The sequence below is a fragment of the Streptomyces sp. 3214.6 genome, assembly GCF_900129855.1.
Classification (GTDB): domain Bacteria; phylum Actinomycetota; class Actinomycetes; order Streptomycetales; family Streptomycetaceae; genus Streptomyces; species Streptomyces soliscabiei.
On sequence record NZ_LT670819.1, the window covers coordinates 346,674 to 370,641 of the forward strand.

Consider the following 23,968-nt stretch of genomic DNA (forward strand, 5'->3'; position numbering starts at 1 on the left):
TGCCCCATGCCGACGCCCCAGCCGTCCACCGTCGCGACGAACCCGGTGATCCCGGGCTTCCATCCGGACCCGAGCATCTGCCGGGTCGGCGAGGACTACTACCTCGCCTGCTCCAGCTTCGAGTACTTCCCCGGCGTGCCGATCTTCCACAGCCGCGACCTGGTGAACTGGACGCAGATCGGTAACGTCCTCGACCGGCCGAGCCAGCTGCGGCTGCCCGTGGAGACGTCCTCGTCCGGAGGCATCTACGCACCGACCCTGCGCCATCACGACGGGCGCTTCTGGCTCATGGTCACCAACGTCTCCGGCGGCGGGAACCTGGTGGTCACCGCCACCGATCCGGCCGGCCCCTGGTCCGAGCCCGTTCACGCGCCCGGCGTGCCCGGCATCGACCCCGACCTGGCCTGGGACGAGGAGGGCAACTGCTGGTGCACCGTCGCGGGCGTCGCGCAGGTGCCGTTCAACCCCCACACCGGCGAGACCCTGGGCGAGCCGTACCGCGTGTGGTCCGGCACGCCCGGCGCCGCCGCGCCCGAGGCGCCGCACCTGTACCGGATCGGCGAGTACTGGTACCTGATGATCGCCGAGGGCGGCACAGAGCGCGGCCACGCCGTCTCCATCGCCCGTGGCCCCTCTCCCCGCGGGCCCTTCGAGCCGTGCCCCGCGAATCCGATCCTGACCCACCGCAGCACGACCAGGCCCGTGCAGAACACCGGGCACGCCGACCTGGTCCAGGCGCCGGACGGGAGTTGGTGGATGGTGCTGCTGGGCGTCAGGCCTCAGGGCGGCACCCCGGGCTGGCACGTGCTGGGACGTGAGACCTTCCTTGCGCCGGTCACCTGGGAGGACGGCTGGCCCGTGGTCGGCGAGGTCGGCCTCGAACTCGCGGAACTCCCCTGGCAGGTGTCGCCGCCTCAGCCGCTGCCCGAGCGGGACGACTTCGATGCCGCCGAGCTCCGGCCCTGCTGGATCTCGCTGCGGGACCGCCCGGCGGAACTGGTCGGCACCAAGGAGCGCGACGGCTGGCTGACCCTGCGCGCCCGCGGCAGCTCCCTCGACGAGCCGGACGTCGTCTTCGTCGGCCGCCGCCAGCAGCACCTCGCCTTCGAGGCGCGCACGCTGATCGACCCCGGTACGGGCACCGGCGGCCTGGCCGTGCGGCTGGACGAGCGCCACCACTACGCGATCGAGGCCGACGCCGACGGGTGGGTCCGGGTGATCGCCCGGATCGGCACGGTCCGGTCCGTCGTCGCCGAACGCGCGCTCCCCGCAGGCCCGTTGGTCCTGTCCGTGCGTACCGGCCCGGCCCCCGAGCCGCACGACGCGCGCAGGGGCCCGGACTCGCTCGTCTTCGCGGTCGGAACGGCGGACGGCACGACGAGGGACCTGACGGCCGTGGACGGCCGCTACCTGTCGACCGAGGTCGCCGGCGGCTTCACCGGCCGCGTGATCGGCCTGTACGCCACCGCGGGCACGGTCTGCTTCGACTGGTTCGACTACGAGCCTCTCCCGCTCCCCTGAGTACGCGTCAGGGGCCTCCTCGCCCCATCACCCATTTCATCCGAAGGGACGAACCGTGAACGACGCACAGCAGAAGGGCACACCGCGCGCCGCCAGCCCACACAACCGCCGCCTGCACCGGACGGCCGGGCTCCTGGCGGCCGTGGTCACCGCCGGCAGCCTCACCTGCGGCACCGCCGTCGCCTCACCGGCCGGCCAGACGCCGGCAGCAGCGGACCGCACCCCCCGTAGCGCGATGGCCGCCGTGGCCCAGATGCAGCCCAGCTGGAACCTCGGCAACACCTTCGACGCGTTCCCCGACGAGACCTCGTGGGGCAACCCGCTCACCACCAAGGCCACGTTCGACGGTCTCCGCGCCCAGGGCTTCCGCAGCGTCCGGATTCCCGTCACCTGGTTCCCCCACCAGTCCGACACCGCCCCGTACACCATCGACCCCGTGTGGATGAAGCGGGTCAAGCAGGTGTTCGACTGGGCGTTGGAGGACGGCCTCTACGTCGAGATCAACGTCCACCACGACTCGTGGAAGTGGATCGCCAACATGTCCACCGACCACGACAACGTGATGGCGCGGTTCAAGTCGACCTGGCAGCAGATCGCCACCGCCTTCAAGGACGAGCCGCGCAAGCTGCTCATGGAGAGCATCAACGAGCCGCAGTTCTCCAACGCGACCGACGCCCAGAAGACCCAGTACCTGCGGGAACTCAACACCTCTTTCCACGACGTCGTGCGCAACTCCGGTGGCGGGAACAAGGACCGTCTGCTCGTCCTGCCCTCGGAGGAGACCAACTCCGCCCAGCACTGGCTCGACGACCTGTCCACGACGATGAGCTCGCTGCACGACCCCAACCTGGTCGCCACCGTGCACTACTACAGCTGGTACCCGTTCAGCGTGAACATCGCCAACGGGACCACCTACGACACAACGGCCCAGAAGGACCTGACCGACGGCTTCGCCCGGGTGCACGACACCTTCGTGGCCAAGGGCATCCCCGTCTACCTCGGCGAGTACGGCCTGCTCACCTCGCCGTACTCCGGCGTGGTCGAACGCGGCGAGATGCTGAAGTACTTCGAGCACGTCAACTACGAGGCGCGCATCAACGGCATGACCTCCGCCGTCTGGGACGCCGCCAACGACTTCCTGAACCGCTCCACCATGCAGTGGCAGGTCCCCGAGATGAAGGCCCTGATCCAGCGCTCCTGGCGGACCCGCTCGGGCACCGCCTCCACCGACAACATCTTCCTGCCGAAGTCCGGTCCCATCGCGGCGCAGACCATCACGCTCAACCGCAACGGCCTCTCGTTCACCGGCCTCTGGCAGGGCGACCGCCCGCTGATCCCGTCCGTCGACTACACCCTCAACGGCGACCGGCTGACCCTGACCGCCGACGCCCTCACCCGGCTCGCCGGCGACCGTGCTGCCGGCGTCAACGCCACCCTCGAGGTCCGGTACTCCGACGGCGTCCCGTGGAAACTCTTCGTGCGCTCGTACGACAAGCCGGTGATGACCGACGCCACCGGAACCGAGGACGGACTCACCATACCCACCCGGTTCAACGGTGACCTGATGGCAAACGTCGAGTCCACCTACGCCGACGGCACCGCCGCCGGCCCGGCTTCCTGGACCACCTTCCAGTCGTTCGACAACTACCGCCCCGACTACGGCAACAACACCACCACCGTCAAGGCCGACTTCCTCAAGACGGTCAAGGAGGGCGCCCCGGTGACGCTCACCTTCCACTTCTGGAGCGGCGCCACCGTCACCTACCACGTCACCCGTTCCGGCTCGACCGTGACCGGCACCGCCTCCTGAGCCAGGACCAGCCGGCACCGCGAACCGCTGCGGTGCGGAGCCTCCTCCCCGGACCTCCGCACCGGAGCACCCATGTCAACCCCCGTGCGACCGGCCGGTGTTCGGCTGGCCGCACCGCCCCGGCCGGAGGACCGCCGTGACCACCCTTCCGCCCCGCGTGCTGTTCGGGGCCGCCTGCTACCCCGAGTACCACCGGATGGACCGCATCGAAGCCGACCTCGACCTGATGGCCGAGGCCGGCTTCACGGTGGTCCGCGTCGGCGAGTCGGTCTGGTCCACCTGGGAGCCGGAGAACGGCCGCTTCGACCTGGAGTGGCTGCAGCCGGTCCTCGACTCCGCCCACGCCCGCGGCATCGCGGTGGTGCTGGGCACCCCGACCTATGCCGTCCCCCCGTGGCTGGCCCGGCTCCACCCGGAGATCGCCGCGGAGGACGCCATCGGCCGCCGTGCCCCGTGGGGCGCCCGCCAGGAGATGGACATCACCCACCCCGCCTTCCGCTTCCACGCGGAGCGCGTGGTCCGCCGCATCCTCGCCCGCCACGCCGGCCACCCGACCGTGATCGGCTTCCAGGTCGACAACGAACCCGGCTGCCGGCTGCCGCACAACCACGGCGTGTTCCAGCGCTTCGTCGACGACCTGCGGGCCCGCTACGGGAACGTGGAGACGCTCAACCGGGAGTGGGCCTGGTCTACTGGTCGCACCGGCTGACCACCTGGGCCGACCTGTGGACCCCGGAGGGCAACGCGCAGCCGCAGTACGACGTGGCCTGGCGCGCCTTCCAGGCCCGGCAGACCACCGAGTTCATCACCTGGCAGGCCGGCCTGGTCCGGGAGTACGCCCGGTCCGACCAGTTCGTCACCACTTGTCTGCACTACCACCATCCCGCCCTGGACGACGACCGGCTGGCAGACCGTCTGGACATCGCGGCGGCCAACCCGTACTACGAGATGCAGGACGCGCTGGCACTGCCCGCCGATCCGGACCGGCCGCCGCACGCGTGGCTGGCCGGAGGCGTATGGGGGCTGTTCCAGGAGGCGGACCGGGCCTGGTCCTCACGCCAGGAGCCCTTCCTCGTCACGGAGACCAACGCGCAGGCGGTGGGCGGCACCTTCGACAACCGTCCCGCCTACGACGGACAGTGGCGGCAGGCGGCCTGGGCGCTGGTCGCCCGTGGGGCGCGCATGGTCGAGTACTGGCACTGGCACACCCTGCACTTCGGCGCCGAGACCTACTGGGGCGGGGTTGCGCACCCCGGACAGGACTTGAGCCGCTACCGTCTGGTGCTCGCCCCCGCGCTGTTCCTGCTCACCGACGCGGCCGCCGCCAATCTGCGCCGCTACGTCGAGCACGGCGGCACCCTGCTCGTCCAGTACGCGAGCGGCTGCGCCGACGAACGTCTGCACGCCCGTCTCGGCGGCTATCCCGCGCAGCCGTTCCGCGAGGCGCTGGGCGTCCGGGTCGAGGAACACCGGCCGCTGCGCCGGGGCGAGCGCATCGTGCTGTCCGACGGGACCGAGGCGGGCTCCTGGTCCGAGAGCCTGCGCACCGACGGCGCCGAGGCCCTCGCCCGCTACACCCACGTCATGCTGACGGACCGTCCGGCGCTGACCCACCACCGGTTCGGCTCCGGGCAGGGCTGGTACCTGTCCACCCGGCTCGTCGACGCGCCGTACGCCGCCAGGGTCCGGCGGCTGGCCGCGGAAGCCGCCCTGGGACCGGGGGCGCCCGGCCTGCCACAGCACGTGGAAGCGGTGACCCGCCGGGCCGGCGACGGACGCGCCCGGCAGTTCCTGCTCAACCACCGGCGCGACGCGGTGCCGCTGCCCGACCCCGGCCACGACCTGCTGACCGGCACCGGAGTCAGCGAACTGCCGCCCGGCGGCTGCGCCGTACTCCGAAGGTTCTGAACTCCCCTGCCTCCCTTGACCGTTCCTCCGGAAAGGAATCCCAGTGACCGAGGAATCCCCCACCATCCGCTGGGGCCACGACGCCCTCCACCTGGAGATCGGCACCGACCCGGACGGCCCCCCACGGCTGCGCCGGTTCGGCGTCCCCGGGCAACTGCCCGCGGAACCGCCCGCGGCGGCGCCCCTGCCTCTCGTCGAAGCCACCACCACCAACCACGGCCACCACTGGTCCGGACACCGGGTGATCGACACCGTCATCGGCGCCGACCTGCGCTACCGCGGGCACACCGCAGCCCGGGACGGCGCCTGGCACCGGCTGACCGTCCAGCTCCATGACCCGGCCGGCGGACTGGCCGCGGAGGTGGTCCTCAGCTCCCCCGACGGCGTCCCGGCGCTGCGCAGCCAGGTTGTGATCCGCAACGAGAGCACCCGGAGCCTCCGCCTGGAGTCCGTCACCTCCCTCGTGCTGGGCGGCCTCACCGCGGATGCGGACCTCGAGGCGGCCGATCTGCTGTGGGCGGAGAACGACTGGCTCGCCGAGTACCGCTGGCAGCGCCGGCCGATGCGGCTCAGCTCACCGGTCCTCAGCGGCCGCGTCCACTACCGGTACGGCAAGGGCGGCTTCGCCGTCGCCGGGCAGGGCACGTGGTCCAGCTGCGACCGGCTGCCGATGGGCGGGCTGACCGACCGCCGGACCGGCCGGACGTGGGTGTGGCAGATCGAGCACAACGGCGGGGGCTGGCACTGGGAGTGCGGCGAGCACGACGACTCCGCATACTTGGCCCTGTCCGGACCGAGTGCCGGACGGCACGGTTGGTCCCGGCTGCTGGAGCCCGGCGCCTCGTTCGAGACCGTCCCGGTCGCGATCGCCTTCGGCGTCGAAGGACCCGACGAGGCCTTCGCCGCGCTCACCCGGTACCGGCGCGCCGTCCGCCGACCGCACCCCGACCACCGGCGCCTGCCCGTCATCTTCAACGACTACATGAACTGCCTGATGGGCGACCCGACCACGGCCAAACTGCTCCCCCACATCGACGCGGCCGCCGCGGCGGGTGCCGAGTACTTCGTCATCGACGCCGGCTGGTACGACGACGACGAGGGCAACTGGTGGACCAGCGTCGGCGCCTGGGAGCCCTCGTCCTCCCGCTTCCCCGGGGAGCGCGGCATCCACGAGGTGCTGGACCGCATCCGGCAGCTCGGGATGGTCCCCGGCCTCTGGCTCGAACCCGAAGTCGTCGGCGTGACCAGCCCGTTGGCCCACTCGCTGCCGGCGGAGGCGTTCTTCCGCCGCAACGGCGTCCGGGTCGTCGAGACCGGCCGGTACCACCTGGACCTGCGCCACCCGGCCGCACGCGACCACCTCGACCGAGTGGTGGACCGCCTGGTCGGCGAACTCGGCGTCGGCTACCTCAAGTTGGACCACAACATCGACCCCGGGCCGGGCACCAGCGGGAACCCGGGCGAGGCTGCCGCCGACGGCCTGCTCGGCCACAACCGCGCCCACCTGGACTGGCTGGACGGCGTCCTGGACCGCCACCCCGACCTGGTCCTGGAGAACTGCGCCTCCGGCGGCATGCGCACCGACTACGCGCTGCTGTCCCGGCTCCAGCTCCAGTCCACCAGCGACCAGCAGAACCTCGCGCTCTACGCACCGATCGCGGCCTCCGCGCCCACCGCGGTCACCCCCGAACAGGGCGCCGTCTGGGCCTACCCGCAGCCGGAGGACACCCTCGACGAGGTCGCCTTCACCATGGCCAACGCCCTCCTCGGGCGGATCCACCTCTCCGGGCGGCTCCCGGAACTGTCGCCCGCCGCACAGGACTTGGTCGCCGAGGCGGTGGCCGCGCACAAGGCCCTGCGCGCCGACCTGGCCACCGCACTGCCCACCTGGCCGCTCGGACTCCCTGCCTGGGACGACCCCTGGATCGCCCTCGCCCTGCACACCCCGGCCACCACCTACCTCACTGTCTGGCGCCGCCCGGGCGGGAAGGACACCACCGTGCTCCCGCTGCCACAGTTCCGTGACGCCGCCGTACGCGCGGAGGTGCTGTACCCCTCCACCAGTCAGGCACGCTCCCACTGGAACCAGGAGAGCGCCGCCCTGAAGCTGACCCTCCCCGCCGCGCCGTCCGCCGTCGTGCTCCGGCTCGTCCCGGAAACCGGCGGGCAGGGGGCCGCGACCGGCGACGCCGACCGGGTGAAGCCTGAGGGGCTCCGCCCCGGGCCCGGGATGCCAGAATGACCCCAGCATGCCTGCTCGCGCGTCGCAGCCGTCCCTCCCGTACCAGGAGGCGGGCCCCGGGTGGAGCCATGGTCGAGGAAGGGGAGAACGTGACGGTCAACGGATCGGGCGAGCCGACGGCGGACGAGCAGAGCTCTCCTGACGACAAGCCGGGTTCCGTCACCATCGCCTACATCGCGGAATCCGCCGGCGTCTCGATCCCCACCGTCTCCAAGGTGCTCAACGGTCGCTCGGGAGTCTCCGACCAGACCCGGGCCCGCGTCGAAGAACTGATCAACCATTACGGCTACCGGAAGTCGGCGGCCAACCGCGCCAACGTGGTGGAGCTGGTCTTCCGGGAGCTGGAGAGCCTGTGGGCGGTGGAGATCATCCGCGGCGTGGAGCGGGTGGCGCGCAGGAACCGCGTCGGCGTCATGGTCTCCGAGCTCGCGCTCCACGACAGCCAGCCCATATCCATCGACGACACTGTCAGGCGCCGTCCCAGCTGCGTGCTGTCCGTGTCCCAGCTCTCGCAGAAGGAACGCGAGCAACTGGAGGCGAAGGGCATCCCGTTCGTCGTCATCCACCCGATCAACGACCTGCCGGACGACGTGCCCTTCGTCGGCGCCACCAACTTCCGCGGCGGCCACACCGCCGTCCGGCACCTGCTCGGCCTGGGACACCGGCGCATCGCCATGTTGAGCGGCCCGGACCACCCGTACTTCCTGGCCCGCAAGGCGGGATACCTCGCCGCACTGGCCGAGGCCGGCGTCCCCGCCGAGCCCGACCTGCTGGTGCAGACCCGGCCCACCCGCGAGGAGGGGCACGCCGCCGCCCGCGACCTGCTGTCCCGCGACGACCGGCCCACCGCCGTGTTCACCGCGAACGACTTCCAGGCCGTGGGCGTCTACCAGGCCGCCCGCGAGCTGGGCCTGTCCATCCCGGCGGACCTGAGCGTCGTCGGCTTCGACGACCTGCCCATCGCGGCCTGGGTGGAACCGCCGCTGACGACCGTGCATCAGCCGCTGACCGAAATGGCCGTGGCCGCGACCGAGTTGGCTCTCGCGCTCGGCCGCGGCGAGGAGGTGGGCCAGGTCGGCCTCGAGATCGCCACCACTCTCACGGTCCGGGCCAGCACCGCCCCGCCGAAGGCTCGCCCGGCGCGGGCAGCCCGCAAGGAGCCCACGTAGCACGGGGGAACCGCTGTTCACGGTGCGCCGCCGAGCAGTGCCGCCGACTGCGGCGGCAGTCGCTCAGGACGCCGGCGGGGCGGTGCTGTCCCGGACCACCAGTGACGTGGCGATGTCGAGCCTGGTCTGCGGCATGTCCTCGCCACTGCCGAGAGCGAGGGCGAGTTCCGCGGCCGCCCTGGCCATGGCCGTCAGCGGCTGGCGCACGGTCGTCAACGGCGGGTCCATCCACGCCGCGACGGGAAGGTCGTCGAAACTCGCCACACTCAGGTCCCGGGGGATCGACAGGCCGAGTTCCCGGGCGGCCTGATAGAGCCCGATGGCCTGCATGTCGCTGGCGGTGAACACGGCGGTGGGCCGGTCCGGACGGGACAGCAGCTCACGTGCCGCCGCGTATCCGTGCTCACGGGTCAGCTCGGTGCGAAGGAACAGATCCGGCTCCCGCCCGAGGCCCGCCTCTTGAAGCGCGGAGGTGTACCCGGCCACCCGGGCGACGCAGAACGAGTGGTCGGGCCCGCTGATCATGCCGATGCGCCGATGTCCCAGGTCTGCCAGATGCCCGACCGCGGCCCGTGCCCCCTTCCATTGCGTCGCGCTCACGAACGGCACGTCCTCGGCAAGCTCCTCGGCCGGGTCGAACACGACGAAGGGGATTCCCTGGGCCCGCAGTCGCTCCCGCTGGCCCTCCCGCAGGAACGTGATCGACAGCACATCCTGCCCGCGCTGCCCCCCGCTGCCATCGAGGTACACCGCGGTCGCCCGGTCGAAACCGAGCTCCGAGAACACCACCCCCACGCGGTTCTCCCTGGCGACGCGTTCCACACCGCGGAGGATCTCCGCCCCCCACATGTGCACCAGCTCCGGGAACAGGATCTCCACGATGTCGCCCTGGTCACCCCCAGCCGAAGGCTCGCGGTGAGCGTGCTTTGTGATCAGCTCCCCGAACCGTCTCCGGCTGCGGTCCCAGGTCCGGGGACCGTCCTCGAGCACCGAAAGCGCGAGCACCGGCACGCCGTCCATGGGCTCGGGTATGTAGGCGATGGTCGGCCACGGCGGATCCACGAGGCGCGAGCGCTCGTGACCGACCGGGGTACCTGCGGATGGAGTATCAGTCACAGCAGCAATTCCTGTTCACCGTGGCCTGGCCGCACCTGTCCAGCCAGGAAGCCTGTGCAGGAGCACTGGGACACAGGCTATTCACCAAGTCCCCCGTGCAACAGCTCCCCAGCCAAAGCGCTCCGCCCGGACACAGGGGGCGGGCTCGGCTCTGCCCCGGCGGTTCCGCGGGCGGGGGGACGAAAGTCGTCGTTCCCCCGCCGTCAGGCGCGGTCAATCCCGCTGGAGGGGCGTCAGGACGAACCTCCGAAGCGAGCGGCCCGGAGTTCCAGACAGTGGTGCGGCAGGACGCCGGAGCCGGGTCGGTCAGCGGGCCGTACCAGCTTGTGGCGTTGTGGATATGCGGGTACCGGTAGTGGTCCCCGCCCGAGGTGGGCTGGTCGCTCCAGGCGTTTGCGACGGCCCCGGTGAGTGGCTTGATGAGGTCGGTCCAGGTCTGGGCGTCCTTCGACCCCTGCACGACGCCCGATCGTTACGGCGTGGAGAACAGGCCGGGCCCCGGAGGCGTGGGGCCGTCGGCGCGGACGCCGTTGGTGACCCGTAGGAACTCCAGCTTTTCAGCGTCGGTGGAACCCGCGGCCACCGTGTAGACGACGAGTCGGATGTCGCAGCCTGGAACGGTGAGCACGTCGCAGTCGCAGATCACCTCACCCACCTGGGGGTGTACCACGGTCTTGCGGGCCGAGACGTGCGGGCCGGCTGTGCCCTCGTCCCACAGGTGGGCGAACTCCGCGCTGGTGGACCGCAGTTCCTCGACGAGGTCGGTCAGGCCGCGGTCGCGGGAGTAGTCGATGAGAGCTGTGCGCAAGTCTGCGACGAGGGCAAGTTTCAGGGCATCGTCGTCCTGGAGCACGGGCCAGGACGCGAGCCGGCTGGGCCCTGTGGCGAAGACCGCCCGTGCCAGGTTGCGCTCGTCGTGTGTCCGCGCACTGGGATCGCCCATCAGGACCGACCATGCGGGGGTCCAGGAATGCAAGGTCCAGTCGGCACTGAACACGCCCACAGGGAACTCCCCGAGGCGGGCCAGCATCCGTTGGACCCCGGCCGGAACATGCGTGGAGATCGTCCCCTCCTGGGGAGGCAGGAGGCCGGCCAGCCGGTAGGCGTGATCGCGCTCCATGGGCTGCAGTTGCAGTGCCCTGGTCAGGCTCGCGACGACCTGTGCTGAAGGGCTTTTGGCGCGGCCCTGTTCCAGGCGGACCACGTAGTCGACCGACAGCCCGGCGAGTTCTGCCAGTTCCTCGCGGCGCAACCCCACCGCACGTCGTCCGGGCCGTGAGGTCAGTCCGGCGTCGGCGGGAGAAAGGCGGTCGCGCCAGCGGTGCAGTGCCGTGCCCAGGGTCTCGTCCACTCGGCCATTGTGTCCGCCGGGCCGTCGCCGTGCCTGGTACTGGCTGTCCTACCGTCGCGGAGAGCACTGGCTGGCCTCTCGCCACGGGCCGAGAGTGGACGCATGACGACCACATTCATCACAGGAGCCAACAAGTCCCTCGGGTACGAGACCGCCCGCCGCTTGATCGAGGCCGGCCACACCGTCCTCATCGGAGCTCGTGATCCGGAGCGCGGCCAGGCGGCCGCCGACGCACTCGGGGCCCGTTTCGTCCAGATCGACGTGACCGACGACGCATCGGCGGCCGCTGCCGCCGCCGATATCGAGGCTCGCGAGGGCGGCATCGACGTCCTGATCAACAACGCAGGTATTTTCGGGACGCACAACCCCACCGACCAGATCACAGCCGCTGATGCCAGCGAGGTGTTCGAAGTCAATGTCGTGGGAATCGTCCGGGTCACGCACGCGTTCCTGCCGCTGCTGCGCAAGTCCGCGCACCCGGTCATCGTCAATGTGTCGAGCGGCATGGGGTCGTTCGCGGCCACCCACGACGCCGAGCGCGTCGAGTCGAGGAACCTCGCGCCGCTCTACACGGCGTCGAAGGCCGCGGTGACCATGCTGACCACGCAGTACGCGAAGTCCTGGCCGGATGTGAAAGTGAACGCGGCCGACCCGGGCTACACAGCGACCGACTTCAACGGGCACAGCGGCCCGCAGACCGTGACCGAGGGCACCGACGCGATCGTCGAACTCGCCACCATCGGGCCGCACGGGCCGACCGGAACCTTCCGCGACCGTCACGGTGAGATGGCCTGGTGATCCACCCTCGAATTCGGGGCGTGCCCGGCACGGACGAAGGCCCCAGAGTGGCGAACTCATGCCGAGGTCCTTCACGCGGCCGGAGTGACGGCACTCCTGCACCGTTACCCCCGGCGGCACGGTGACGGTAGCCGCCACCTTCGCAGACGCGTACGGCCCACTGACGCTGACGGAGCTGCGGGTGGCCGGCGGCGTACTCGACGTCGCTATCACGGCCCTTGGGGAGTAGCGGAACGGGAATCAGCGGTAGTCGTTGACGTGGTACGGCGTCATCGAGCTGGCTCCGTCGTCGCCGTGCGCGGGCCGGGGAGTTCACCGGCCTGGAGGGCAGCGAAGTCGGCGTGCGCGGCTTCGACGGCTTCGGGGTACGCTTCGCGCTTGGCGTGCTCGGCGAGTGCCCGGTAGATGCTGGCGACGGACGGGTTCTGTCCCTTGCGCTTGCCAGTGGGGATGATCAGGTTGGGCTGGATCTGCTCGACGGACTCCCCGTTCGCTCTCCGGCGCAGCACGGTGTGCAGCATGTCGTCGGTGATGACCGGCGGCCGGCCGCCGTGCTTGCCTTTGCGGGCGGCGGTGTCGAGGCCCTCCAGGGTGGACTCTCGGATGTTCTCGCGCTCGGTCTCCGCCATCGCGGCGAAGAACGCGAACAGCAGTTTGCCGGGCCCGGTGGGGTCGTAGATGCCGGGCAGCGGCCCGGCGAGCATCTCCAGGACCAGGCCATGTGCGGTGAGGTGGTCGGCTAGCGCGGTGAGTTCGGCGGCGTCGCGGCCGAGCCGCTTCATCTCGTACACCGTCAGGATCACGCGGCAGTGCGGGGCGTGCGCCTTGATCTCCCGCGCCGTCCGGAGCACCTGTTCGAACTGCGGGCGCACCCGCACGCGGGTGCTGATCTTCTCGCTGAAGATCTTCTCTCGGGGGATGCCGTGCGCGGTGAGCGCGTCGAACTGGGAGTCGAGTTCCTGGCTCAGGTGCGAGCAACGGGCGTAGCCGAGGCGGATATCGACGCCTGGGGCGTCTGGGACGGCCGGAGCCGGCGGCGGGGTGCCGGGTCGCCACGGTTGCCCCGGCCCGCGGTCGGCCGGGGTCTGCACCCGCAGCAGCTTCGCGAGCCGGGGCACCTTCGTGAACCGGCCGGTGTGGTACGCGCCGGCGACCGCGCCGCTACGTGAGCGGCAGGGTGAGCCGGGCTGAACATCACAGCGGGGGCAGGGGTGGCGCTCGATGTCGTCCGGGTCGCTTGGCGAGGGGCCCTGAGTGTCCGTCACAGCCTCGCATCCTCGCACAACACAAGTCTCAGAAGGGGGTCCGACCCGCTTTTGAGTGAGAACGGGTTCTGAGAACTGATCGGAGATCAACAGGGTTCCGGCGGCACGTTTTCGATCTTGCTCCGGGAAAGGGTCGTTTGCGAGAGGCCCCGCTGATCAAGGACTCGCCCGATCCTCGATCATTCTTCGGCGGTCAACCCTTGCGGCGGGCCGGAGGCCAGGACGCTGGTGACGAAGTTCGCCAACTGTGACCGCATCCTTTCCCGCGGAATGCGCTCTTCTCCGGCCAGGTGCTCAACGAGGTCGGCTCGTGTGGCGGCGAGCAGGGCGTGGGCGGTGAAGTCGCTGCCGGTCAGGCCGGGGACCTGCTCCAGTACGGCTCGGAGCAGGCTGTGCCACCGCTCGTAGTGCTCCGCCCGGTACGGGCTGCTGCTCCCGCCTTCCTCCAGGGCCAGCGCGAGGCGCCGGTTGTCGAGTTTGAAGCACAGGACGGCATCGAGCAGGGCGGGTACGCGATCCCGCGGTGGGGTCGCGGGCCCCAGGGGCGGTGGGCCGACCTCGACGGCCTGCCTGATCGGTTCCAGCCGTGCCTCGTACAGTGCGCGGAGCAGCCCGGCGCGATCGCCGAAGGCCCGGAAGAGCGTGCCCTTGCCAACGCCGGCCGCCGCAGCGATGTCGGCCATGGTGACGTCCTCGGGACTTTCGCAGCGGACGAAAAGGGCGTCAGCGGCCGCGAGCACGGCCTCCCGATTACGGGCGGCGTCCTTGCGGGGCCTGCGCTCTGGCATGCCGCACCTCCATTTGCAAAGCGGACTCGTGGTCCGTATCGTCAAATCGGACCCAGGGTCCGGATTCTATGACTTGGAGGATACCCATGTCCGCACCAACCTCCCCGGCGGATCTGTACCGCCACAGCCTGCGACTGCTGCTCGACAAGGACATTCCCGCGTGGGTCGCCCTGTGGGCCGAGGACGGCCTCATGGAGTTCCCCTTCGCCCCCGACGGCTGGCCCCAGCGCCTGGAGGGCAGGGAGGCCGTCGCCGCTTATATGCGCCACTACCCCGACCACATAGAACTGCACGACTTCCCCGACCTGCGGATCCACCAGACCACCGATCCACAGACCATCGTGGTCGAGATGCGCGGCGTCGGTCGCTTGATGGAAAGCGACGCCCCCTTCGACATGACCTACATCGCCGTCGTGACCGTACAAGAGGGGCATATCACCTCCTACCGGGACTACTGGAACCCCCTCGCCGTCCAGGAATCCGGCACCGACTTCACCGGGAGCAGCCGATGACCACCACCGGCACCACACTGGTCATCGGCGCCACCGGCACCACCGGAAGCCGCACCGCCGCACAGCTGACGGCCGCGGGTCACCGCGTCAAAGCCGCCAGCCGCCCGGCCACCCCGGTCGCCGGCGCCGAGCCGGTCCCCTTCGACTGGTACGACCCCGCCACTCACGCTGCCGCCCTCGACGGAGTCGACCGCGTCTACCTCATACCGCCCCTGGGCGACTCCGACCCCGCGGCGATCATGCTGCCGTTCCTCCATCAGGCCCGCACCGCCGGCGTGCACCGCGCGGTGCTGCTGAGCTCCTCGGCCATCCCCGAGGGCGGTCCGGCGGTGGGAACGGTGCACCAGGCCCTGCCCGATCTGTTCGAACAGTGGGCGGTACTGCGGCCCTCGTGGTTCATGCAGAACTTCACCGGCACGCACGCGCACGCTCGCAGCATCCGCGACGAGGGCATCATCTGGACCGCCACCGAAAGCGGCCGGGTCGGCTTCGTCGACGCCGAGGACATCGCGGCCGTCGCCGTCTGCGCTCTGACCGACGAGCAAGCCCCCAACACCGATCTCCTCCTCACCGGACCCGAGGCACTCTGCTACGACGACATCGCCGCGATCATCACCGAGGTCACCGGTCGGCCCGTGGTCCACCGCCGTCTGTCCTACGAGCAGATGCGCGATCGCCTCACGACGCAGGTGCCGGTGGAGTTCGCCGCACTACTGGCCGGCATGGACCGTGCCATCGCCGAAGGCACGGAGGACCGCATCACCGACACCGTCCAGCGCCTCACCGGTCGGCCCTCGCGCACCTTCCGAGCGCTCCTTGAGAGGGAGATGCGATGCAGCAGCTGATGTTCCAGGACGACCAGCAGTTGTGGGTTCGAGACCCTGCGTAATCTCGGCCTGGCCGTCTACGGAGGCTCGGACGTCGGTGAAGTCGTCGCAGCCGTCCCAGGTCACCTCCGGCGACTACGACGGCTGGCACGACGCCTGGCTGTCCACCGCCCAGCGTCTGGAGGCCGAAGCTCGCGCAAGCCACCCCGTCAGCGCGCGGGACGGGCGGGTCGTCAACGACCTCCGGCTGTACGGCGACGGACCTGACGCCGCCTCGACGCTCCAGGCCGAACAGGCCACGACCGTACGAGGAGTGGAGCGCGGCACGGCGGCCACCGGGGTTCTCGGCTCAGGCGACCGGCCGGCCTTCCGCAAGGCGAACATCCGCGGCAATCACCTCACCGCCCGCCTCGACTCCGCCTGCCCGCGGGGCACCCGGAGTTGCTCGCTCCAGCTGCGCCTGGACGCGCCGGACGGTCCGCTGGCCGCCGTGGTTCCCGTCGCGGCCGACGGTGGCTGGCAGGAGCAGTCCGTGACCCTGAAGCGCGAGATCACCGGAACGCACGACCTCTACCTCGTGGCGAAGGGCGCGGCCCGGGTCGCCGCGCTCGACTGGCTGACGATCAGGCCCTGACACGGGACGGGCCGGGCGGCGGGATTCCCCTCCCGTCGCCCGGCCCGTCGCGTCCCCGCCGCGCTGCGATGTCAGCCCGCGATGGAGTCCAGTTGTTCCGCAGCCGGACGCAGCGCCCACAGATCGCCGCCCGGTGGCTCCTGAAGCGAGGGCACCGCCCGCCGGGCCCGCCGGTCGCCCGCGTCGGCGGCCGCGTGCACCACGTCGGTGGCCGCGTACCGGTAGAACTCGAGCTCCGGATGCGGCCAGGCGGCGGCTCCGGTCGCGGCGGGTAGCAGGTAGTCCACCGCTTTGAACAGGCTCTGCCCCTCAGGGCCCTGGTACGTCCACAGGTTCACACCGACGTGCCGGCCGATGGCCGCGAGCCGGGTGTACGCGACCAGGTCGAAGGTCGAGTAGTGCCAACTGCGGGTCCGGGACAGCTCCTGGGGCTGGCTGCCGTCCGCGGCGATCTGCGGGGCGATGCGTGCACTCTGCGCGTTCAGGACGGTGCGCCGGGCCAGGTTCGTGTCGCCCGTCGCGTAGGCGAGGGCGGCGACCTGCATGTCGTAGAAGGTGCCGTGGTTGTTCTTCGCGGCCCCCTCCTGCTTGCCGAAGTTGCTGTCCTTGAGCCAGTCGAGGAAGGAGGTGTTCCACCGCGCCATGCCGGCACGGTCGGTCCTGGTCCAGCCGGCGGCGCCGGTGTCCAGGATGGCCAGCGCGTCGAGGACGCTGGTGTACGACTGTGAGAAGTCGATGATGCCGATGGCCCGGCCGTCGTATGTGCAGGGGATGAACTGCGCGTGGTTCAGGTTCGGGTTCATCTTCGTGGCCGGATCGAGGAACCAGGTGCGCAGGATCTGCCCGGCCTTGACGGCGTACCGCTTCTCGCCGGTGTAGTACCAGGCCAGGGACAGGTCGTATGCGGAGTCGAAGACCTTCTCGACGTCCTGGCGATCGGTTCCGGTGTCGACCTCGGGGTTGCGCTCCCCGTCGCGCTGCACATACGGGCAGCCCCACGGGTTGTCGGAGGTCGGTGGCGTAGAGGGCCACCAGTACGGGGCCTGACTGAGATAGTCGTGGGTGTCACCCCCGGGTGCCGGCTTGGGCTTGTCGACGACCGTCCAGGGGCCCTGGTTCAGCCACCTGTCGGCACGAGCCGTCAACGCCCGTGCGGATCGCCGCAGTTGTGGGTCGCCGTGGTCCAGACGGATCTTGGTCTGCTGCAGGCGGGTGCCGTCGAGGACGGCGGTGTGCGGGGCTTTGGGCGCCGGGTGCTCGGCCCTCGCCGTCGCCGCGGGTACGGCGCCGGCGGTGAACGCGGCCAGGGCCGCGAGGAGGACACCCAGGCGGGAGCGAGCGCTCATGGTCAACTCCGATCACGTAGGTGAGTGCAGGAATTGGCGTGGCGCGGCCTACAGCCTGCGCTGGGCCTCGTAGAGGTTCTGCGGACGCACCGCGCCGGGGCTGCCGTACAGCTCCAGTCGCGTGTGCAGGTCGCCCGTGAAGTCGGGGACGTCGATCTGGTCGAACTCCGTGACCTCGTTGACGCCGACGGTGGCGGAGTACGGTGCCAGGGCGTCGATCTTCATCAGGCCCGCCCGGCCGTTCGTGACGCGGATGTTCCAGTGCGCGAAGCGGGCGCCGAACAGGGGCCCCGCGCTCCCGTCACCACCGTGACGGCCGTTGTTGTTCACGGTGATGTCGGTGCGGACGTTGGCGAAGGGCATACCGCGGTGGCTGTCGAAGGTACCCATCCGCATGTCACCGCGCGACCACACGTTGTACGAGGACAGTCCCTCGACGTTGATGCCGTGCAGTTGGGTGTTGGACTGCGCGGGGCTGGTGCGCTCCTCGATGGTGAAGTCCTCGATGAGGTTGTCGTGCGACCCTTCGCGGCAGAAGTAGGGATGGTGGGAGCCGCGACCCGCGACCCGGGTCCGGCGCAGGGTGCAGGCGGAGGCGGCCACCAGGCCGAAGCCGTTGTCGACATGACGGACCGTCACGTCATCCACCCAGCAGTCGTAGGCGCACTGCAGGGTGACGCCGTTGTACCCCTTGTCGAGAAGGTGCTGCTGCTGGGGTGTCTCCACGGCCTCCAGGGTCAGGCCCCCGACGCCCGAGCCCGTCAGCTCCGGTACGTGGGTGGTGAGCTGAGGGTTCCATTCCGGCCGTACGTCCAGCGGGAGGGGACGTTCGAGCGTGACCCTCCTGCCGTGGACACCGGCGATGCGCACCGGCCACTCGTAGGGGACGTACGAGGTCAGCTTCGTCTTGTCGTCCCAGGAGTACGCCTCGGGGCCGGGCCCTCCGCCCGCCATGTGCTCCAGCAGGGTGTGGCCGGGGTCGTCGGCGAGCCGCAGGAGGACGAGGGCGCCGGGACGCAGCCCGGCGGGGCTCGTGACCGTCATGGTCCAGGAGCCCTGCCGGGCGGGGGCGACACCGGTGAGCGGCCGCCACTCGTCGCGCCGGTTGCCCGTCCATCCCTCGAACGGCCACGCCTTGGCTCGGATCGCCTCGGTGAGGGAGTTCCAACGGGCCTCGGGTGCGAGCCAGATGAGGCCACCCGCCCAGGACCAGGACGACTTGTCACCGCCGTAGCGGGAGCCGTAGACGCCGATCAGTTCGGTGAGGTTGCGCGTGGCGTACAGCCTGGTGCGGCCGCTTCCGGCGCCGCGCAGGACGACGTTCGAGTGGCCGACCCGTATGACATCGTCGATGCGGAAGGTGCCGGGCGGGATGGAGACCGTGCCGCCACCGGCCCGGCCGGCAGCGGCGATGGCACGGTTGATCGCAGGGGCGGAGTCGGTGGTGCCGCCGGGCTTGGCCCCGAAGGCGCGTACGTCGAACAGGCGGGGGTGGCGTGCGAAGCGCACCTGTCCGCCGCGGTAGCCGGCCCGGCCGACGTAGGGGATCTGCGGGTGGGCGTAGGGGGTGCGCGTGAACTCGCGCCATGAATGCGGGACTTGCCCGTGCGTGCCGGACGCGGCGGCAGCGGTTGTGCCACCCGTCGCGGCGTAGGCCGCAACGACCGCGGCGCTGCCCAGCAGGCCTCGTCTCGTGATGCCGGTGTATCCGTCTCGGCCCTCGCTGCCAGGTAATTCGCTCATGTCCGCTCGCTCCTCCACAGTTATTCATGTAGATGAACAACGTTCATAGCTATGTCGGTCGCGAGCATGCCATGCCTTTCCTGGGGCGGGAAAGAGACGTGCAGGGCAAAGCTCGAATCGGGGCGTCCGCCAGGGGTTTGCGCATCCGATAGCTGACGGGTCGTTAACAACCCTGGTTCAAGTCCTTGACTCCTCCGATGTATTGAGGTTGCCTGCGTTCTCGCTCGACGCGGTCGGGACTTCGACGCCGCGTGCCCCCTGACGCACCCGGCCGGACCCGGTCGGCGCTTCGACGACTCCGGGTCCGGACGACGGCCGACACGATCGGCCACCACCACCCACGCACCGGAAAGGACACCCGATGCACAGGAGATCCGTCCTACGGTCCGGGGCCGGCCTGCTGGCCGGCGGCGCCGCACTCGCCCTGCCGAAGGTCCCGCTCGCCACCGCGGCGCCGGCCGCCGACCCGACCGACGGCTGGACGAAGACCTCGTTCACGTACAGCTGGCACAAACCCTGGAACCTCGACCTCAGTGACCGGCACAGCTACAGCGACGGCGTGCACCGCATGTGGGTGTACGACACCGACGAGCCGCTCGAGGAGGACAGCTCGACCGACCCGCGTACCGAGATGCGCTGGAAGGTCGACTACAAGACGGGCAACCGCATGTGGGACGCCGACGTCTACCTCCCGTCCGGCACCGACGCCGCCTCCTTCGTCCAGATCCTGCGAGGCGTCCACCCGTCCGGCACCCCCGCCACCGACATCATGCTCAACGTCTACGACACGGGCGGCGGCACCGTGCGGCGCTACGACGGCACCGTGCTCCGGACGAACGCGTACGACAAGTGGTTCAACGTGAAGATCGCCCATCAGGCGAGCACCGGGACCGGGACCATCAAGGTCTACTTCGACGACTCCCTCGTTCTCACGGTCGACGACCGGGGCCCCGCCACCCGGTACTTCAAGAACGGCGTGTACAACCACGGTTCCGGCCGCGCCGAGGCCCGCTTCCGCAACATCCGCTACTGGACGAGGTGACCCGACGTGCGCAGACGACAGGCTCTCGCCATGCTCGGCGGCACCGTCCTGGCAGGCACGGTCGGTGCGACCGGCGCGGTCGGGCAGGCGTACGCCGCCGACGAGGTGTACTTCCAGAACCGCGGCAGCGTGGAGGGGTGGGACTACGCCTACACACAGAAGGACGGCGTGATCGCCACCGTGGACTCCCCGGTGTACAAGGGCGCCCATTGTCTGGAGGCGACCCAGACGTACATCGGCGAGATGGGCGGCTACCACTCGGAGGTCATCCAGCGCGGCGCGCAGAGCGTCGGCGAGGACAAGTACTACGGCCAGGCCATCCGCCTCGCCCCCGACTGGGAGTTCCATGACCAGAACGTCACCTTCCAGCAGTGGTCGCCGGAGGCCCCGGAGGGCCCCTGGCTCCTGATGTTCGTCATCGGCGACGAGATCCGTTTCGGCGGCTCCGGCGGCATCAAGGGCACCGTCGGCTCCATCACGGCCCTGCCCGGTACGTGGCTGCGCGTCGTCACCCGCCTGAAGCTGGCCGGAAACTCCGCGGGCGCCTTCGAGGTCTGGCTCAACGGCAGGAAGACCGTCAGCATGACCGGCATCACGGTCCTGCCGTCGACCTCGCGCACCATCCGCTGGTCGAACGGCATCTACTGCACCGCGTGGCGGGACGGCACGCCCAGCGGCCCCGACGTACTGACGATCCACCATGACAACCACCGGATCGCCTCGTCGTACTCTCTCGCCGAACCGGCCAACTGGTCCTGACGGCCGCTGCCCCCGGCAACGTGCACGTTGCCGGGGAGTTCGACGCGGGCGCCGGCTCAGTCCGGCAGGCCCCACGGCTTCGCGTCGCCGACGGCCGGCACGTCACGCGGAGCCAGGTCCGGGTGGGTGCCGCGTGGGAGAACGACGGCGGTGTCGTTCCGGCCGAGCTGGATCCGGACGCGGCCGGCCCCTGTCTCCCGGTAGCTCAGCCGCCGCCCGCGTTCGTCCCGCACGTCGATGGCGCCGTCGATGCCGTGCTGCAACTGGAGCGGGGCGCCCGCCTCGCTGTGGACGCGCACCCATCGGGTCCGGCCGCCCGACCGGTCCGCGTCGACGAGGAACGCACCCTGGGCGCGCAGACCTTGGACCGACAGGTCGGGCCAGCGCCGTGACACGGAGGGGAAGACCCGTACGACGTCGCCGTGGCTCTGCACCGCCATGTCGAGGACCGACTGGGCCGCCGTCAGCGGGCTCTCGACGGCGAGGTTCCCGCCCTCGACGTACATGGTGTTGACGGTCATCCACGCGTTCTTGATGAGGTTGCCGTCGGTGAAGAAGGTCAGGTGGTCGAGCGCGTCCTCAGGGCGCCCCATCAGGGAGGCCATCGAGGACGCGGCGGCGTAGCTGTAACCGGCCCACAGGCTGCGGTCCTTGACCCAGTGGTCGAAGGTCGTCCGTATGGTGTCCCGGTCGGCGGGCCGGTCCCAGCTCAGTTCGTGCAGCGGGAAGAGCCAGAGCATGTGCGAGAAGTGCCGGTGGGACTCGGTGAGCGGCTTGCCGGCCCCGATGTTGACGCCGGTCGCGTCACGTGGGTAGTCCACCAGGCGCTGGAGGATCTCGCGCCAGCGTCCGGCGCGTGGATGGTCCGTACGCAGCAGGCGCAGGCAGTCGAGGAGGGTCGCGCAGCCCCAGCGGATCAGGGACAGGTCGTACGTGCAGTCGGTGGCGTCCGCCCACTCGGGCGAGCGGGTGAGCGGCAGATGCAGTTTTCCGTCTCCGCCCTCGTACAGGAAGTGGTCGTAGAAGTTCACCGCCTTGACGAGGATCGGGTAGAGGACGTCACGCACGATCGACAGGTCCATGGTGTGGCGATAGCTGAGCCAGACGTTGTGCATGGCCCAGATGAGATTGCCGCTGTTGTCGGTCTTGGTGGAGGTGCCGGGGACGCCGACGGTCTTGGCGCCGGGGCGCAGCATCCAGTCCGAGGGGTGGGCCAGGGCGTAGGTGGCGCCGTCCTGGAACTCCGGCGGGACGGACAGCGGCAGGTACTTCTCGAAGTTCTTGAAGGTGGAGGTGACGGAGTCGAGTTCGGGATGATCGGACCCCTGGATCAGCCAGGTGGCGATCTGCACGTTGAGGTTCCACCACACGGCGCTCCAGCTGCCCCCGGTCTCCGGGTACCACGGCCCCCACTCGGACATCGAGGGCCCGCCGGCCCGGGTTGCGCAGGCGGCCTTGTAGAGCTGGATCCAGTAGAAGTCCTGGATGCGTTTGTCCGGTACCGACAACAGGCTGCGTCGGTAGAAGCGATGCCACCAGGCGCGGTGGTCGCGCACCAGGTCGTCCGGTTCCGTGGACAGCGTGCGGGCCACTTCGGCGACGGCCAGCCTCGTCGTGCGCGACAGGTCGTCGGGGTAGCGGTAGACGATGTGCGCGGCCAGCAACCTGCCGCTGCCGACGCGCCGTTCACGCCAGGCGGTGGTCCATCCGCCGCCCGCGATCAGCGGCTGCTCGACGTAGTGGGTGGCGCCGGCGGATCCGGTCCGGGGGTCGGGGTTGCCCGTGTAGTCGGCGGGCTTGTCCTTTTCACGTGGCGAAATGGCGGACAACCAGGTGAACGACCAGGCCGCGGCTTCCTCACCGGCACCGGTCCGGGTAGAGATCAACAGCGCGGTACGGGCGTTGTGCACCAGCATCGAGAAGCGGACGCTGCCCCGGGTGGTGGTGACGACACCGCGCAGCTCGGCGTCCCAGATGTCCAGGGTCCAGTCGATGCCGGTCACCTCGCCGGCGAGGGTGAGGTCGAAATGCCCTATGGGTAACCGGGAGAACCCGTACGGAGCCCGCCACTGAGGTCGCTGGTCCTGTACCTGGCTGTGGCTGACCATGACTTTCTCGGAGTTGGCCGTCGCGCCTCGGTACACCTGCACCCCGAGCAGACCGTTGCCGAGGAAGGGGCCGTCCTTCCAGTCGCCGGGCATCCGCCGCCACCGCAAGGCCGCAGCCCTGGCCATCCGTTCGTACAGGTCCGTCGCCCCTCCGGACGACGGGGACGCCGCCCAGGCGGTGCCGGACCCGATCGACCAACCCCCCGCGGCGACCGCGGCTGCCGTGCCGATCACACCTCTTCGAGAGATCCCGTTCCCTGACATCGCGGTCACGTAGGTGCCTCCCATTTCTGGTTGTGAACCTCCAGGGCATAGTGCAGGCCCCTTGAGGGAGAGGGGAAGACCTCCGATGTATCGGAAATCAGGAAGAGAGCGTCGATCGCGACCCTGAAGGACCTCGCATCGGCTCGATGACGTTCTTCCGTGAGTGTCCGTAGAGCACCGAGGTGAGTGCGTCCGCGAGTTCCTGTCGCTCGGTCGGCTTGTGCACTTTGGTACACCGCAGGTCACAGGGGTGCCGGGGCGTTCCAATGGATCACTTGGCCGTTGGGACAGGCATGGCGTCGACCAGCGAGCAGTCCTCGTCTCGGCCGCGGCCGGCATCGCCCCAACCGTCGGCGGCGTCATCACTGCCGTCCGCGACGCAGATGCTCTCCGTACCGACATTGCCCAGGCCGGGCGTCTGGAGTGCCAGGGCGCCGCGGGCGGGGACGTGGACGCGGTGCCGGGGCGGTGCCGTCGGCGGGAAGGGGCGGGGATGCACCGGGCCCGGATCGCGGGCAGTGAACAGGTCGAGGCCGGTCAGGTCGGGCCGCCGCAGGAGTTCAACGGCGAGTTGATCTGCTGGAAGTGCCCGGTGCCGGTCACGGCCGTGGGAAGCCACATGCGGGCCGGGGTGCTTCAGCCGGCCCTGTTCCGGCCCGCCGCCCGGCACACCCACGAGGATGACTGCCCGCCCAACCCTGTCTCGTTCACCTACCGGATTGCCCGCGGCGCGTGCGGCCTGGCCGACGTCGACGCCGAGGGCGT

The 23,968-nt window shown here is 70.3% G+C and carries 18 protein-coding genes and 1 pseudogene; 11 read left to right on the forward strand and 8 right to left on the reverse strand.

Annotation, left to right across the window (positions count from 1 at the left end):
* The first annotated feature begins 6 nt into the window (after positions 1–6).
* The 5 genes and pseudogenes from B5557_RS01430 (at position 7) to B5557_RS01450 (ending at position 8,650) form a co-directional block, all read left to right on the forward strand.
* A complete protein-coding gene (locus B5557_RS01430; RefSeq protein ID WP_079657389.1) occupies positions 7–1,521 on the forward strand; it encodes a glycoside hydrolase family 43 protein in 1,515 nt (504 codons plus the stop codon).
* Positions 1,522–1,576: 55 nt separating this feature from the next.
* Positions 1,577–3,331 carry a cellulase family glycosylhydrolase gene (locus B5557_RS01435; RefSeq protein WP_079657390.1) on the forward strand — a complete coding sequence of 585 codons (1,755 nt, stop codon included), beginning with the start codon at positions 1,577–1,579 and terminating at the stop codon, positions 3,329–3,331.
* A 196-nt stretch (positions 3,332–3,527) separates the two neighbouring features.
* Positions 3,528–5,239, forward strand: a pseudogene (locus B5557_RS46055) (beta-galactosidase).
* A 43-nt stretch (positions 5,240–5,282) separates the two neighbouring features.
* Positions 5,283–7,481 carry an alpha-galactosidase gene (locus tag B5557_RS01445; protein ID WP_079657391.1) on the forward strand — a complete coding sequence of 733 codons (2,199 nt, stop codon included), beginning with the start codon at positions 5,283–5,285 and terminating at the stop codon, positions 7,479–7,481.
* 68 nt (positions 7,482–7,549) lie between these two features.
* Entirely contained in the window at positions 7,550–8,650 is a 1,101-nt protein-coding gene (locus B5557_RS01450) for a LacI family DNA-binding transcriptional regulator (RefSeq protein ID WP_079657392.1), read from the forward strand.
* Positions 8,651–8,713: 63 nt separating this feature from the next.
* Here B5557_RS01450 and B5557_RS01455 read toward each other — a convergent pair whose 3' ends face one another.
* Together B5557_RS01455 and B5557_RS01460 are read right to left on the reverse strand one after the other, a co-directional pair.
* Positions 8,714–9,766 carry a substrate-binding domain-containing protein gene (locus B5557_RS01455; RefSeq protein ID WP_079657393.1) on the reverse strand — a complete coding sequence of 351 codons (1,053 nt, stop codon included), beginning with the start codon at positions 9,764–9,766 and terminating at the stop codon, positions 8,714–8,716.
* Between the two features lie 472 nt (positions 9,767–10,238).
* A complete protein-coding gene (locus B5557_RS01460) occupies positions 10,239–11,117 on the reverse strand; it encodes a helix-turn-helix transcriptional regulator (RefSeq protein WP_079657394.1) in 879 nt (292 codons plus the stop codon).
* Between the two features lie 102 nt (positions 11,118–11,219).
* Here B5557_RS01460 and B5557_RS01465 point away from each other — a divergent pair, with 102 nt between their 5' ends.
* The gene (locus tag B5557_RS01465) at positions 11,220–11,915 is read left to right on the forward strand and encodes an SDR family NAD(P)-dependent oxidoreductase (protein ID WP_079657395.1); all 696 of its coding nucleotides are present in this window, start codon (positions 11,220–11,222) and stop codon (positions 11,913–11,915) included.
* A gap of 269 nt (positions 11,916–12,184) precedes the next feature.
* On the opposite strand, the gene B5557_RS01470 is transcribed toward B5557_RS01465, so the two are convergent.
* Positions 12,185–13,180 carry a recombinase family protein gene (locus B5557_RS01470; RefSeq protein WP_079657396.1) on the reverse strand — a complete coding sequence of 332 codons (996 nt, stop codon included), beginning with the start codon at positions 13,178–13,180 and terminating at the stop codon, positions 12,185–12,187.
* Positions 13,181–13,359: 179 nt separating this feature from the next.
* Positions 13,360–13,968, reverse strand: coding sequence for a TetR/AcrR family transcriptional regulator (locus B5557_RS01475; RefSeq protein ID WP_079657397.1), 609 nt, complete (start codon positions 13,966–13,968; stop codon positions 13,360–13,362).
* A gap of 86 nt (positions 13,969–14,054) precedes the next feature.
* On the opposite strand from B5557_RS01475, the gene B5557_RS01480 reads away from it, so the two are divergent.
* The 3 genes from B5557_RS01480 (at position 14,055) to B5557_RS01490 (ending at position 15,941) form a co-directional block, all read left to right on the forward strand.
* Complete coding sequence (locus tag B5557_RS01480) at positions 14,055–14,480, forward strand: nuclear transport factor 2 family protein (RefSeq protein WP_079657398.1); 426 nt, start codon at positions 14,055–14,057, stop codon at positions 14,478–14,480.
* On the forward strand, positions 14,477–15,325 hold the full coding sequence (locus B5557_RS01485; RefSeq protein WP_079657399.1) for an NmrA family NAD(P)-binding protein: 849 nt from the start codon (positions 14,477–14,479) through the stop codon (positions 15,323–15,325). The genes B5557_RS01480 and B5557_RS01485 overlap by 4 nt, the downstream gene beginning before the upstream one ends.
* A gap of 79 nt (positions 15,326–15,404) precedes the next feature.
* The gene (locus B5557_RS01490; protein WP_231976207.1) at positions 15,405–15,941 is read left to right on the forward strand and encodes a carbohydrate-binding protein; all 537 of its coding nucleotides are present in this window, start codon (positions 15,405–15,407) and stop codon (positions 15,939–15,941) included.
* A 71-nt stretch (positions 15,942–16,012) separates the two neighbouring features.
* Here the strand turns inward: B5557_RS01490 and B5557_RS01495 are convergent, their stop codons facing one another.
* Together B5557_RS01495 and B5557_RS01500 are read right to left on the reverse strand one after the other, a co-directional pair.
* On the reverse strand, positions 16,013–17,287 hold the full coding sequence (locus B5557_RS01495) for an alginate lyase family protein (RefSeq protein ID WP_079657401.1): 1,275 nt from the start codon (positions 17,285–17,287) through the stop codon (positions 16,013–16,015).
* 48 nt (positions 17,288–17,335) lie between these two features.
* A complete protein-coding gene (locus B5557_RS01500; RefSeq protein WP_079657402.1) occupies positions 17,336–19,030 on the reverse strand; it encodes a glycosyl hydrolase family 28-related protein in 1,695 nt (564 codons plus the stop codon).
* Between the two features lie 361 nt (positions 19,031–19,391).
* Between B5557_RS01500 and B5557_RS01505 the strand changes: the two genes are divergently transcribed.
* Together B5557_RS01505 and B5557_RS01510 are read left to right on the forward strand one after the other, a co-directional pair.
* A complete protein-coding gene (locus B5557_RS01505) occupies positions 19,392–20,072 on the forward strand; it encodes a polysaccharide lyase family 7 protein (RefSeq protein ID WP_079657403.1) in 681 nt (226 codons plus the stop codon).
* A 6-nt stretch (positions 20,073–20,078) separates the two neighbouring features.
* Positions 20,079–20,831 carry a polysaccharide lyase gene (locus B5557_RS01510; protein ID WP_231976208.1) on the forward strand — a complete coding sequence of 251 codons (753 nt, stop codon included), beginning with the start codon at positions 20,079–20,081 and terminating at the stop codon, positions 20,829–20,831.
* Between the two features lie 56 nt (positions 20,832–20,887).
* Here the strand turns inward: B5557_RS01510 and B5557_RS01515 are convergent, their stop codons facing one another.
* A complete protein-coding gene (locus tag B5557_RS01515; RefSeq protein ID WP_443031328.1) occupies positions 20,888–23,173 on the reverse strand; it encodes a glycosyl hydrolase family 95 catalytic domain-containing protein in 2,286 nt (761 codons plus the stop codon).
* A gap of 301 nt (positions 23,174–23,474) precedes the next feature.
* Positions 23,475–23,879, reverse strand: coding sequence for a hypothetical protein (locus tag B5557_RS01520; RefSeq protein WP_079657405.1), 405 nt, complete (start codon positions 23,877–23,879; stop codon positions 23,475–23,477).
* Positions 23,880–23,968 lie beyond the last annotated feature (89 nt).

Bases quoted from the DNA above. Each gene is read 5' to 3' on its own strand.
- B5557_RS01430 (WP_079657389.1), top strand. From the start codon at position 7: ATGCCGACGCCCCAGCCGTCCACCGTCGCGACGAACCCGGTGATCCCG.
- B5557_RS01450 (WP_079657392.1), top strand. From the start codon at position 7,550: ATGGTCGAGGAAGGGGAGAACGTGACGGTCAACGGATCGGGCGAGCCG.
- B5557_RS01465 (WP_079657395.1), top strand. From the start codon at position 11,220: ATGACGACCACATTCATCACAGGAGCCAACAAGTCCCTCGGGTACGAG.
- B5557_RS01475 (WP_079657397.1), bottom strand. From the start codon at position 13,968: ATGCCAGAGCGCAGGCCCCGCAAGGACGCCGCCCGTAATCGGGAGGCC.
- B5557_RS01480 (WP_079657398.1), top strand. From the start codon at position 14,055: ATGTCCGCACCAACCTCCCCGGCGGATCTGTACCGCCACAGCCTGCGA.
- B5557_RS01485 (WP_079657399.1), top strand. From the start codon at position 14,477: ATGACCACCACCGGCACCACACTGGTCATCGGCGCCACCGGCACCACC.
- B5557_RS01495 (WP_079657401.1), bottom strand. From the start codon at position 17,287: ATGAGCGCTCGCTCCCGCCTGGGTGTCCTCCTCGCGGCCCTGGCCGCG.
- B5557_RS01500 (WP_079657402.1), bottom strand. From the start codon at position 19,030: ATGAGCGAATTACCTGGCAGCGAGGGCCGAGACGGATACACCGGCATC.
- B5557_RS01505 (WP_079657403.1), top strand. From the start codon at position 19,392: ATGCACAGGAGATCCGTCCTACGGTCCGGGGCCGGCCTGCTGGCCGGC.